The sequence below is a fragment of the Croceitalea dokdonensis DOKDO 023 genome (assembly GCF_001306415.1).
In the GTDB taxonomy this organism is placed as follows: Bacteria; Bacteroidota; Bacteroidia; order Flavobacteriales; family Flavobacteriaceae; genus Croceitalea; species Croceitalea dokdonensis.
This window is the reverse complement of sequence record NZ_LDJX01000005.1, coordinates 216330-229245: the sequence shown is the minus strand read 5'-3', so window position 1 is coordinate 229245 and position 12916 is coordinate 216330. Positions and strand designations below refer to the sequence as shown.

At 42.0% G+C, this 12916-nt stretch carries 9 protein-coding genes and 1 pseudogene; 1 reads left to right on the top strand and 9 read right to left on the bottom strand.

Annotated elements, in window-relative coordinates; all coding sequences use genetic code 11:
• Positions 1 to 39: 39 nt before the first annotated feature.
• Positions 40 to 1362, bottom strand: a pseudogene (locus I595_RS11890) (cytochrome P450).
• Complete coding sequence (gene ruvB / locus I595_RS11885) at positions 1363 to 2385, bottom strand: Holliday junction branch migration DNA helicase RuvB (protein ID WP_054559650.1); 1023 nt, start codon at positions 2383 to 2385, stop codon at positions 1363 to 1365.
• Positions 2386 to 2471: 86 nt separating this feature from the next.
• On the opposite strand from ruvB, the gene I595_RS11880 reads away from it, so the two are divergent.
• Entirely contained in the window at positions 2472 to 4733 is a 2262-nt protein-coding gene (locus tag I595_RS11880; RefSeq protein WP_054559649.1) for an acyl-CoA dehydrogenase family protein, read from the top strand.
• Here I595_RS11880 and I595_RS11875 read toward each other — a convergent pair.
• The 7 genes from I595_RS11875 to nrfD all read right to left on the bottom strand — a co-directional run bounded on the left by I595_RS11875 (position 4730) and on the right by nrfD (position 12893).
• Positions 4730 to 5554 carry a GIN domain-containing protein gene (locus I595_RS11875; protein ID WP_083467592.1) on the bottom strand — a complete coding sequence of 275 codons (825 nt, stop codon included), beginning with the start codon at positions 5552 to 5554 and terminating at the stop codon, positions 4730 to 4732. The genes I595_RS11880 and I595_RS11875 overlap by 4 nt on opposite strands.
• A 147-nt stretch (positions 5555 to 5701) precedes the next feature.
• Complete coding sequence (locus I595_RS11870) at positions 5702 to 7522, bottom strand: cytochrome c oxidase subunit I (RefSeq protein WP_054559647.1); 1821 nt, start codon at positions 7520 to 7522, stop codon at positions 5702 to 5704.
• Between the two features lie 61 nt (positions 7523 to 7583).
• Entirely contained in the window at positions 7584 to 8705 is a 1122-nt protein-coding gene (locus I595_RS11865; protein WP_054559646.1) for a cytochrome c oxidase subunit II, read from the bottom strand.
• Positions 8706 to 8729: 24 nt separating this feature from the next.
• Positions 8730 to 10040 carry a hypothetical protein gene (locus I595_RS11860; protein ID WP_054559645.1) on the bottom strand — a complete coding sequence of 437 codons (1311 nt, stop codon included), beginning with the start codon at positions 10038 to 10040 and terminating at the stop codon, positions 8730 to 8732.
• A 12-nt stretch (positions 10041 to 10052) separates the two neighbouring features.
• Entirely contained in the window at positions 10053 to 10631 is a 579-nt protein-coding gene (locus I595_RS11855; protein ID WP_054559644.1) for a c-type cytochrome, read from the bottom strand.
• Positions 10632 to 10637: 6 nt separating this feature from the next.
• Positions 10638 to 11156 carry a DUF3341 domain-containing protein gene (locus I595_RS11850; protein ID WP_054559643.1) on the bottom strand — a complete coding sequence of 173 codons (519 nt, stop codon included), beginning with the start codon at positions 11154 to 11156 and terminating at the stop codon, positions 10638 to 10640.
• A 6-nt stretch (positions 11157 to 11162) separates the two neighbouring features.
• Positions 11163 to 12893 (bottom strand): NrfD/PsrC family molybdoenzyme membrane anchor subunit, encoded by a 1731-nt coding sequence (gene nrfD, locus I595_RS11845; protein WP_083467591.1) that lies wholly within the window; start codon positions 12891 to 12893, stop codon positions 11163 to 11165.
• Positions 12894 to 12916: the final 23 nt, after the last annotated feature.

Genomic DNA, 12916 nt, shown 5'->3' with positions numbered 1-12916 from the left:
CCCTTCCTTTTGAGGTTAGAAACATTTTTAAAAAGTGCCTTACCGGAGCTCAAAATAAAGGTTCATTTGTTTGGGCTTTAAGGAAATCAGTGGATTGATTTCAATAGGTGCATCAGTTGTAATTCGGTATTTTTTTAAAACTTCGGCAATGACCATCATCATTTCAAACATGGCAAAATTATTGCCCACGCACATTCTTGGTCCAGCACCAAAGGGGTAGTAGTACTCTTGGTATTTTTTTTGGTTTTGGGCCTCAAAACGCTCCGGTTTAAATGCCAAGGGGTCTTCCCAAAATGCTTCATATCGGTGCAATTCATAAATCGACATTAAAAACAGGGTCCCCTTTTTGATGGTAGTTCCGTTAAACTGGTCTTCCCTATTGGCTATTCTATCAATGACATAAGCAGGCGGATACAAACGCAGTCCCTCTTCCACGCATTGTTTTATTTAGCCCAGCTGCCCTAGGTTTGCCATAATATCACCACTTCCAATTGGCACGTTGGCCACCTCCTTATATGCTTTTTCTTGTACTGTTTCATTTTCTGCGAGGAGTCCCAAAATAAAGCTAAGGGCATTTGCAGTAGTCTCATGACCAGCGGTAAAAAGGATAAGCACTTCATCAATGAGCTGTCTTCTAGACATGGGTGTACCATCCTCATACCTGGCCTTTAAGAGCATATCCAGCAGATCATCTTTTTCTATATTCCGTTCCAAACGTTGGTTAATAATGGTATCGATGACCGTTCTGCCCTCTTTGGCCAACCTTAGGTGCTTGCCTATTTTACCCGATACGGAAAACCACCATTTGAGGTAAGGCTGTCTCATTTCCCTAATGAGCATTTTTTGGTTGGTTTCCGTAATGTGCTGGAGTTTGTTCATAAGCTCCCTAATATCATCACGGCTAAACAAGGATTTGGCCACTACCTGAAATGCCAAATCGCCCATAATGGGATAAACGTCGTGGGTGGTATTGGGCTTTATGCGCTGTAGTTCTTGTTGAATGGCATCCTGCATGATGCCTAGCAAGCCTATCAACTTTTTCTTATGGAATGCGGGCTGTACCATACGCCTATGGGTACGCCAATGTTCTCCGTTGGATGTAAGGAGTCCATGGCCAATATATTTGGCCAAATCTTTGGTCTGGAGAGGGGATTTCTCGTAAGCCTTCTGGTTTTTTTGCAATATATGGCGTATCAATCCCGGGTCACGGGTAAAGACCACTGTAGTTTTGGGGCCAACGCTTACCCTGAACACATCACCTAAAGCATCAAATTTCTCGCGGTGAAAGGGTAACGGATTTTTAAGGATACGCTGTCTGTTTTTAAAGACTTCCTTATAAGAGACAAGAGGTAGTTTCTTCATTTAAAATAACCCCCCTTGTATATTTCCCTTAATTCTTCCCAAATGGGTATATGCCAGTTCTGTGACCTCTCGCCCTCTTGGGGTGCGCATGATAAATCCTTGCTGAATCAAAAATGGCTCATACACTTCCTCTATGGTTTCCGCACTTTCTGAAACTGCGGTGGCAAGGGTGGTAATCCCTACAGGGCCGCCTTTAAACTTGTCTATGATCGTGGTGAGTATTTTATTGTCCATCTCATCCAATCCGTGGGCATCGACATTAAGCGCTTTTAAACTGAATTTTGAAATCTCCATGTCTATGCTCCCATTCCCTTTGATTTGGGCAAAATCCCGAACACGGCGTAACAGTGCATTACATATTCTTGGGGTACCCCTGCTTCGGCCCGCAATTTCAATAGCGGCTTCATTGGTGATAGGGACTTTTAATATCTCCGCACTGCGTTCCACAATGGTGGACAAGAGTTCCGTATCATAATACTGCAAGCGGCTTTGAATACCAAAACGGGCTCGCATAGGGGCGGTCAACAAACCAGAACGGGTGGTGGCACCAATTAAGGTAAACGGGCTTAAATTGATTTGTACCGTTCTTGCATTTGGTCCGGTTTCAATCATGATGTCTATTTTGTAGTCCTCCATTGCGGAGTAGAGGTACTCCTCCACCACGGGGCTTAACCGATGGATTTCATCAATAAACAACACATCCCGTTCCTCTAAGTTGGTAAGCAAACCTGCCAAATCACCAGGTTTGTCCAATACCGGCCCAGAAGTGATTTTGATACCCACCCCAAGCTCATTGGCCAAAATATGCGCCAAGGTAGTCTTACCAAGCCCCGGAGGACCATGGAACAAGGTATGGTCCAAGGCTTCGTCCCGTTGGTTTGCCGCTTGGACAAATACCTTTAAATTTTCCAATACCTGTTCCTGCCCGGTAAAATCATCAAAAGTGATCGGGCGCAACGCTCTTTCAATGTCCATTTCCTCTTGCGAGAAACTGCCTGTAGTTGGATCCAGATTATCGTTCATACCTAACAAAGATAAAGCAATTAGCTTATAAGATTTTTAAATTTCAAAGTCATGCAAGAGAATGTATTTTGTAGTATTTTCATGGCATGAAGACTTTGAACTACAGCCATACGCTTTTACCTTATATTCCTTTTTTTTATGTCATTTGGTCAGATGATCTTTTATCCGCTTCCGAAATTGAAGTGGTCAAGAAAACAGTTTCAGAGGATGATGGGCTCACTGCCACAGATAGGAAAATACTCCTTTCTTGGTTAGACAAAAAACATCCCCCTAAAAATGAGGAAATAAAACACTGGCAACAATTGATTTCTAAAAGTGGGGTTACCTTAATAGAAAGTGAAACCTATCCATTAGAAGCATTTTCACAAAAGGTGGCCGCCTTCTACAGTCATACGGAGGTTAAGAACAGCAACTTACGGAATATTGAAATAAATCTCGGTATCCAACCCAATCATTACAGTTATTTATTTCATGTTGATGTGGTACACCAGGTGTCTGCAACAACGTATGACGCCAAAGAAATTGACAGCATCTTTAACCATGCGCATCGTGGGGAAATAGAAAACATACGAACATTTTTGCAAGATCCCATTTTTGAGTGGGGCGTACATCGGCCAAAAGAACAGGCTAGGAAACGGGTTTTGGAACAGCTTAAAGCATTGGCCAATGAAGGCTGGGGTGCTTTGGCCTATCCTAAAGCCTACGGAGGAAAAGGCTCGCTTGAAGCCTATGCTGTTATTTTTGAATATCTCATGTTTGTGGATGGGAGTTTGGCCATCAAATTTGGGGTTCAGTTTGGACTATTTGGGGGAAGTGTTCAAAGTTTGGGCACTCAAAAACATCATGACGCTTATCTTAAACAAACAGGAGAGGCGCAATTGTTGGGCTGTTTTGCTATGACCGAAACCGGACACGGAAGTAATGTGCGCGGTATTAAAACCACGGCAACGTATGTACACCAAGACCGACATCTGGTTATCCATACCCCAGGAAAAAATGACAATAAGGAATACATTGGCAATGCCATGGATTCCAAAATGGCCTCGGTTTTCGCACAGCTCATTGTAAATGGGAAAAACCAAGGGGTACACGCCGTTTTGGTTCCCCTTAGGGATGAAAAGCACCAAACCCTACCTGGAATAAGGGTAGAGGACAACGGCTATAAGTTAGGACTTAACGGGGTGGACAACGGTAAGATTTGGTTCAACCAAGTTCAGGTACCGGTTGCCAACCTTTTGGATAAATACGGTAGCATAGATGCCAACGGCCACTATCAATCTGCCATAAAAAATCCCAACAAACGTTTTTTCACCATGCTGGGCACCCTTGTGGGTGGTCGTATCTGTGTGGCCAAAGGTGCTTTGGCAGGGGCTAAGATGGCATTGACCATTGCCATTAAACACGCCTTAAAACGGAGACAGTTCAATGACTCCATTAAAATACAGGAAGATCTATTAATGGATTATCCCTCGCACCAATTAAGGCTTATACCAAAGGTGGCCACTTCTTACGTGTACCATACGGTATTGCAGCGGGCCATGGAGGTATATGCCAACGGACAGACGGATAAACGTAAGATTGAAACCCAAGTGGCGGGATTAAAGGCCGTAATCACCTGGTTCGCAACCGATACCATCCAGGAATGCCGTGAAGCCTGTGGCGGCAAGGGCTATTTATTAGAAAACCGTATCGCCGACCTCAAGAACGATACGGATATTTTCACCACATTCGAAGGTGACAACACCGTTTTGCTACAATTGGCCGCTAAAGGCGTACTCTCCGATTTTAAATCGGAATTAAACTCAGATGGTTTCGTGGGCGTTTTAAAACTCCTTAGCAGTAGGTTAACGGATAAACTGGCAACCATAAATCCGGCGTATTCCAACAAGGTGGATAAAGACCATTTATACAACCCAAAATTCCACTTACACGCCATGGATTTTAGGTTAAGGCGTCTAACCGATTCTGCGGCCATGCGTATCCGTGGTTACATCAAAAAAGGAATACCTAGTTACCAGGCCTTTCTAAAGGTACAAACCCATTTGCTTCAGGTAGGTAGGGCCTACAGTGATGTATTGGCGGTAAAATGGTATTATGACTTTGTAGCGCAACAACCCAACGAACCGTACCAAAAACTCTTGCGGCAAATGGGGGCGTTGCATAGCTTAAGTATTATCCGTGAACATGCCACCTGGTATTTGGAGGAAGGATATTTAGGCAGTACAAAATCCAAGGCAATAAGGCAGCGCGTTGAGCGCCTTAGCACGGAGCTCAGGCCGCATATCAACACCTTGGTAGATGGTTACGGGATTCCAGAAAAACTGCTTACTGCACCAATTGCCAGCTAGTTTTCTTTTTTTATGAGTTGGGACTCATTTAAAAAACGTTCCACGATTATTTTGGCATCCCCATAAAAATAGGTTTGTCCCTTACCGCTACTTTCTAAATAAAGTGTATCTGTGGCAAATACCCTAGCATCCGCATCATCTTCAATGGTGATGCCAACGTTTTTAGCTTGAAACTCTTCTGCCTTAAATCTTGCTTTTTCAAAAAACGACCCATTCAAGTCCTCCGTAGAACCTTGCACGTCTGCGGTACCGCTTCCGGTAATGGAAAAGTTACTTGCCCCAGAGACTGCATATAGCTTTAAGTCTGACCTACCATTGAGTTTTACCTGAAGGCTATCCGTGTCCATATTTAAATCAGCGAAGCTTTTTTCTTCCAGATCCAAAGTTGTTATAAACGCCTTGGTCCTAGCCTTAAATTTTGCATCGCCAGACAATTGAAGATAAAAGGAATCCATGCCCAAAAAATCCTCTGTTTCAATACTTCCACTATTTTGGACGATTTGTTCAATTTCCACAAAGTCGATGGTAATTTCAAACTTCTTTTTACTGGTTACGGTATAGTAAGAGGAAATCACAAGAGTACTGTCCAACACCTCAAATTTAAGAATATCAATAAGATTGTCATCAGCAACAATTTGATATCCCTCAGTATTGGCTTTGCGAAGCCTAACATCTATATCGTCATTTAACGCTATGGCATTGAAAGCTGGCAATACATCCTGCTCCTCGGTTACAGCCCTATTTCCTTTAATTTTTGGTTTTCTTTGGGAATACCCAAATACTGCAAAACACAAGCAAACACAAATACATATTTTTTTCATACCGTTTAAATTATTATTTGTAGTCTATTGTTGGACACAAATTAGTGATAAAAGTCATTCTAACACGGACAATGAAAATTTTGTGCCATAAACAAAAAAAAGCCATTCCAACTATGGAATGGCCTTGAATTTATAGCATTTAATAGTCTAGTGCTGCAATTCTTCCTCATTTTCCTGCAGTGGTACATCCTGTGGAACAAAATCCTGCCCTTCTATGATGTACTCCCCATTTTCATAAGTCTTACTATAATCATATGCCCAACGATGTACTTCGGGAATTTTACCTGGCCAGTTTCCATGGATATGTTTTTGTGGGGTTGTCCACTCCAAGGTATTGGATTTCCATGGATTCTGTGGTCCCTTCTTACCGTAGAAAATACTGCTGATGAAGTTATACACAAAAACCAATTGTGCTAAACCGGCAATAATGGCAAAAACCGTCATTAACACCTGTACATTGGTGAGTTCATCAAACATCGGGAACGCGGTATTCTGATAGTAACGTCTTGGAACGCCCGCCATACCCACAAAGTGCATAGGGAAGAAAACCCCGTACGCACAGACCGCGGTCACCCAAAAGTGAATATACCCCAAGTTTTTGTTCATCATTTTACCTTCAAACATTTTAGGGAACCAGTGGTATACACCTGCAAACAATCCGTATAAGGCAGAAATACCCATCACCAAGTGAAAATGCGCTACTACAAAATAAGTATCGTGGACATTTATGTCCAAAGTGCTATCCCCTAGAATGATACCTGTTAACCCACCTGTGATAAAAGTGGATACCAGACCAATGGAAAATAACATCCCAGGATTTAATTGTAGGTTTCCTTTCCACAGTGTTGTAATATAATTAAAGGCCTTTACCGCAGATGGTATGGCTATTAAAAGCGTTGTAAAGGTAAAAACGGAACCAAGGAACGGGTTCATCCCAGATATGAACATATGGTGTCCCCAAACAATTGTGGACAAAAATGCGATTGCCAAAATGGAAGCAACCATCGCGCGATAGCCAAAGATGGGTTTCCTAGCATTGGTAGACATCACTTCTGACGTTATCCCCAAAGCTGGCAATAAAACAATGTATACCTCTGGATGTCCTAAAAACCAAAACAAGTGCTCGTACAGCACGGGTGACCCACCTTGATAATGCAATACTTCACCTTGGATAAAAATATCAGACAAGAAAAACGAAGTACCAAAACTTCTATCCATGATTAACAACAACGCTGCCGAAAGTAGAACCGGGAAAGAAATTACCCCAATGATAGCTGTTACAAAGAAAGCCCAAATTGTTAGGGGTAAACGTGTCATTGACATTCCTTTTGTCCTTAGGTTGATAACGGTTACAATATAATTCAAGGAACCTAAGAGGGACGAGGCAATAAATATGGCCATCGATACCAACCACAAAGTCATTCCCATTCCAGAACCTGGTTGTGCCATGGGTAAGGCACTTAACGGTGGGTAAATGGTCCAACCTGCAGCGGCGGGTCCTGCTTCCACGAATAAAGAGATAATCATTATCACGGACGAAACAAAAAACAACCAATAGGATACCATATTCAAGAATCCAGAGGCCATATCGCGCGCTCCAATCTGCAATGGAATCAAAAGGTTACTAAATGTCCCACTTAAACCAGCGGTAAGGACAAAGAAGACCATAATGGTCCCGTGAATGGTCACCAAGGCCAAATAAACATCCGCAGACATTACACCGTCAGGAGCCCATTTACCCAAAAAGGTATCGAACAACCAGAAGGATTCTCCGGGCCAAGCTAACTGCATCCTGAACAACAAGGACATTGCAATACCAATGAAACCCATAATCAGTCCAGTGATCAGATACTGCTTGGCAATCATCTTATGATCCTGACTAAAAATGTATTTGGTTATAAAAGTCTCTTTATGATGGTGCTCATCATGTGAATGATCATCAACGTGTGCGTGTGCTACTGCAGACATAATCGATTTTTTTAATTTATATTTTCTTTTTCTAGCCTAATTTTAAATTATCTGGAATATCCTATTCCAACATGGCAACATTGTTGTTGGCACTCTCCACCGCATCCCCATTGGAGGCCGTATCCTCTTTTATCAGCATATTGGAGAAGGTAGTTTGTTCTGCCATCCAAGCATTATACTCCTCCTCTGTTTCAACGATAATTTTTAGTTGCATATTGTAATGTGACGTTCCGCATATTTTATTACATAACAACACATAATCAAACTCCCATGGGTCTGAGTTTGGTTCACCAGCAGCTGCCTTTTCTGCTCGTATGGCATTGGTTCTTTTTACTTTCTCAATCACATCCGGATTCATCCTCATCTCTTCCGTTGTGATTGTGGGGGTAAAAGAGAATTCCGTTATCATTCCCGGCACACAGTTCATCTGCGCCCTAAAATGCGGCATATATGCAGAATGCAGAACGTCCTGTGAACGCATGTAAAAATTAACTTTTCTTCCTACGGGCAAGTGTAACTCCTTTACAATAACATCATCCCCGGCATTGGGGTCAGACTCATCCAATCCAAGCACATTGGCCCTATTAATATCTATTAATCTTACACTCGCATCTCCCAAAACGTTGTCCTCACCTCCGTAACGAGCCGTCCAATTAAACTGCTGCGCGTATAGTTCAACTACCAGAGGATTATCCTCATCATTCACATCCATAATATTGGTCCAAGAATATAAACCCCAAATAATGAGTCCCGCCAACACTATAACAGGAATAATGGTCCAGATGAACTCCAAACGATCATTGTCGGCATAGAACAATGCTTTTTTACCTTTTTCCCCACGGTACTTATATCCAAAATAATGTAGAAGGGCCTGAGTTATGGTTTGCACAAAAAAGATGATGGCAAAGGAGACCCACATTAAAGTGTCATACTCACCACCATGGGCAGAGGCTGCCTCTGGTAACAATACTTTTGTATACTTAGCAAAACTGAAGATGGTAATGCCATAAATAAAAATCAAAAACGCAAACAAAAGGTATCCATTGTTTTTGTTATCCGCATCACTAGCCACCTCTGCATTAGAAGATTCCGCCCTCATTTGGGACAACTCAAAAATTTTGGTCATTTGCCATATAGCAATGGCCACTAAAACTAAAACCGCTAATATCAATACTGTTGTCATTCTTACCTGCTTTCTCTATTACTATTAATAATGGAAATGCTTACTCTCTTCTATAAACGGATTCCTTTTTGGCGTTAGCGCTTCCTTACTTAAGGTAGTAAATACCACCAAAACAAACAATCCTGCAAAGAACAAAATTCCACCTATTTCAGGAAAACCAATGTACCATTGATCACCAACAGTAGCTGGCATCACCATATTAAATACATCCATATAGTGTCCAAAAAGTATAATGATTCCCGCCATGACCACAAACCAATTTACCCGTTTAAAGTCACTGTTCATTAGCACTAAAAGTGGGAAAATAAAATTTAACGCCAGCATACCAAAGAAGGGCAGCTTGTAATCTTCAATCCTTGTCACAAAATAAGTGACCTCTTCAGGAATATTGGCATACCATATAAGCATAAACTGGCTAAACCACAGGTACGTCCAAAAAATACTGATTCCGAACATGAATTTTGCCAAGTCATGGATATGACTGTTGTTGACCTCTGGCAATAACCCCTTTGATTTTAAATAAATGGTTATTAAAGCGATTACGGTAATACCGGACACAAACATACTGGCAAATACATACCAACCGAACAAGGTACTAAACCAATGCGGGTCTAAGCTCATGATCCAATCCCAAGACATCATTGATTCTGTCACTAAATAAAATACCAAGAACCCGGCAGACCATCTAAAGTTTTTAACAAAGTTCCTGTTATCGTCTGCGTTATCTTGTGCCAAGGATAATTTTCTAGAATATTGCCTGTAGAAAATCCATCCCCCTAGGAAGAATGCAGCACGGATTAAGAAAAATGTAGGATTTAAGTATCCCTTTTTGCCTTGCAACAAATAATCCTCTGCAACTACATCTGCATCCATCCAAGTAAACATGTGGTTCATGTGAAAAACAGAACACATTAGGAGAACAAAGACGATAATACCGCCTGGAACCAAGTAGGCAGTAATACCTTCCATGACCCGGAACAATAAAGGTGACCAGCCTGCCTGTGCGGCCCTTTGAATCGCATAGAAAGCCAAAACACCTAGGGAAATCATAAAAAAGAAAAAGGCAGCCACATAAAGGGCAGACCATGGTCTATTTTGTAATTGGTGAAACACATGTTCATCATGTGCTGCACCGTGAGCTTCCCCGTGTGCCTCATCTGCATGTGCTGCGGCAGTTTCATGCCCATCTGAATGGGCATCGTGATGTGCTGCTACCATTTCTTTGGCCTCTTCCACCGTTGAAGGCGCCGCCATAAATCCAATGGCTAGGAATAAAACTCCCACAGCCATTAAAATGTAGGAGGTAATTTTTAATCTATTAGATACCGTATACATGTTTTAGCTATCTTATTTGGTTAGGTCTCCCTTTAATTTCATTACATATTCTGCCACTTGCCACAGCTCCTCTTGGGAACTCATTTGGGATGCGTAGGAACCCATTGAATTTAAACCATAGTACATGGTATGATAAGTACTACCCACCGTAATATTTCGGGCAGCATCCGCATAACTTGGAACTCCCAATATCTTTTCTCGCTTAACCAAAGTACCCTGTCCGGCACCATTGTTCCCGTGGCATATGGCGCAGTATACATCATAAAGCTCTTTCCCTTTGGCCAAGTTCTCTTCTCTTTGTAAGGAATCCAAGGGGCTGGGCTGTAATCTTGCCAACTCCTTACCTACCAAACCATCTTCAAATTCATATGGGAGCCACTCTCTTGAAACCGTATTCTCGGCCGGGAGCATGGCCTCTGTTCCCTGTGGGAACAGCCCATTTTCCACGGCACCATAAGTCTCGTAACCTACTGGCTCATACATGTTGGGCATGTATTGAATATTAGGCTCATTCTGTTTGTCTACACAAGAGGAAAACCCTAAAACAATAGCCACAAACAAACTACATATATATAATCCCTTTTTAATCATTCTTGCCTATTTTTTAGGAACATGCACCTCTGTTGCCCCTGTGTCCAATAAAAGATTTGTTAACGCCTCGTTGTCATCAGTCCCGTGCAATTCTATGACAAAACTATCGTCCGTAGTCCTTACATCGGGATTTTCAGCTTCTTTAAAAGGCCACATTCTACTTCTGAGGTAAAACGTAATTACCATTAAATGCGCCGCAAAGAAAACCGTTAATTCAAACATAATAGGTACAAATGCCGGCATGTTTTCCAAATAACTAAAGCTTGGCTTACCACCGATATCTTGGGGCCAATCTTGAATCATGATAAAGTTCATCATCACCACTGCAACAGTAAGACCCAAACAGCCATACATAAACGCAGTTATCGCCAAGCGGGTATCCTTTAAGCCCATAGCTTTATCTAGACCGTGCACCGGAAAAGGGGTGTATACCTCCTCTATGTGATACTTTTCAGACCGAATCTTTTTGACTGCATTCATTAGAATGTCGTCATCGTTATAATATGCCTTAATCGTTGCTGACATCTGTTTCTAATCTAGGTTAATAAAATTTTTTGCCTGACCTGCCCAATCATCCCTTTGTGCCCGTCCCGGGAACGAACCCGTAATGGCATCCAACAGGCTATATTCCTTTTCGGACATTTTACTGACCTGTAAGAAAGAAAATATACCAATTTGATTCAACGTTTTCTCCATCATCGGTCCAATACCGTTTACTTTTTTTAAATCGTCAGGAATTTGGGTTTTATTATCGAAGCTTCCAATACGGTCCAATAACTGTAGGACGGGCGCACCGATTCCTGATGGAACTTCCTCCTCCTCTGTCTCTACTTCCACTTCTATGACCTTACCTCTTGGAGGCATTACAAATGAAGGCTGACCTGCCTCCCGCAGTGCCTTGTACCTAGCCCCTGAAGATTTTAGAATTGATTTTACCTCCGCTTGGGCAATCACTGGGAACGTTCTTGAATACAATAAAAACAACACGAAGAAAAAACCAATGGTTCCTATGAATATGCCTATATCAACAAAAGTCGGAGAAAACATCGTCCATGAAGAAGGCAAATAATCCCTGTGTAAAGAGGTAACGATAATTACAAAACGCTCAAACCACATCCCGATGTTTACCACAATTGAAATGGCAAAAGAGAACATGATACTGGTACGTAATTTTTTGGACCACATAAACTGCGGACTAAACACATTACAAGTCATCATTGCCCAGTACGCCCAAGCATATGGGCCCGTTGCCCTGTTCAAAAATGCATACTGCTCATACTCCACTCCAGAATACCAAGCAACAAACAGCTCTGTAATGTATGCACAGCCCACGATGGAGCCCGTTATCATTATTACAATGTTCATCAGCTCAATATGCTGTACGGTTATATATTCTTCCAAACTACAAACCTTTCTCATAATGATAAGTAAGGTATTTACCATTGCAAACCCAGAGAAAATAGCTCCAGCCACAAAGTATGGAGGAAAAATGGTGGTATGCCAACCAGGAATTACCGATGTGGCAAAGTCAAACGAAACAATGGTGTGTACGGAAAGTACCAAAGGGGTGGCCAAACCTGCCAACACCAAAGAAACTTCCTCAAAACGCTGCCAATCCTTGGCGCGTCCGGTCCATCCAAAACTCAATAAGCTATAAATTTTCTTTTGAAATGGTTTTACCGCCCTATCCCTAATCATCGCAAAATCTGGCAATAAACCTGTCCACCAAAACACCAATGAGACGGATAAATAGGTAGATATAGCAAAAACGTCCCAAAGCAATGGGGAATTAAAGTTTACCCAAAGGGATCCAAACTGATTAGGAATGGGAAGTACCCAATACGCGAGCCATGGACGTCCCATGTGGATGATAGGAAACAATCCCGCCTGAATAACCGAAAATATGGTCATTGCTTCGGCAGACCTATTAATGGCCATTCTCCATTTTTGGCGGAACAATAGCAACACAGCGGATATTAAAGTCCCTGCGTGCCCAATACCAACCCACCATACAAAATTGGTAATATCCCAAGCCCAGTTTACGGTCTTGTTCAATCCCCAAACCCCGATACCGGTGGACACAGTGTAAATAATACAACCTAGACCCCAAAGAAAGGCAACCAAGGCTATGGAAAATACAATCCACCAATGTTTATTGGCCTTACCTTCTACCGGACGGGCTATATCCACAGAAACATCGTGGTAGCCTTTATCGCCAAGTACTAGAGGTTTTCGAATAGGTGCTTCGTAATGCGACGCCATAATTTTATTCTTGTTTCTTACTT

What these genes read in the sequence shown, in the direction of transcription:
- ruvB (WP_054559650.1), bottom strand. Translation starts at nt 2,385, where the DNA reads ATGAACGATAATCTGGATCCAACTACAGGCAGTTTCTCGCAAGAGGAA.
- I595_RS11880 (WP_054559649.1), top strand. Translation starts at nt 2,472, where the DNA reads ATGAAGACTTTGAACTACAGCCATACGCTTTTACCTTATATTCCTTTT.
- I595_RS11875 (WP_083467592.1), bottom strand. Translation starts at nt 5,554, where the DNA reads ATGAAAAAAATATGTATTTGTGTTTGCTTGTGTTTTGCAGTATTTGGG.
- I595_RS11870 (WP_054559647.1), bottom strand. Translation starts at nt 7,522, where the DNA reads ATGTCTGCAGTAGCACACGCACACGTTGATGATCATTCACATGATGAG.
- I595_RS11865 (WP_054559646.1), bottom strand. Translation starts at nt 8,705, where the DNA reads ATGACAACAGTATTGATATTAGCGGTTTTAGTTTTAGTGGCCATTGCT.
- I595_RS11860 (WP_054559645.1), bottom strand. Translation starts at nt 10,040, where the DNA reads ATGTATACGGTATCTAATAGATTAAAAATTACCTCCTACATTTTAATG.
- I595_RS11855 (WP_054559644.1), bottom strand. Translation starts at nt 10,631, where the DNA reads ATGATTAAAAAGGGATTATATATATGTAGTTTGTTTGTGGCTATTGTT.
- I595_RS11850 (WP_054559643.1), bottom strand. Translation starts at nt 11,156, where the DNA reads ATGTCAGCAACGATTAAGGCATATTATAACGATGACGACATTCTAATG.
- nrfD (WP_083467591.1), bottom strand. Translation starts at nt 12,893, where the DNA reads ATGGCGTCGCATTACGAAGCACCTATTCGAAAACCTCTAGTACTTGGC.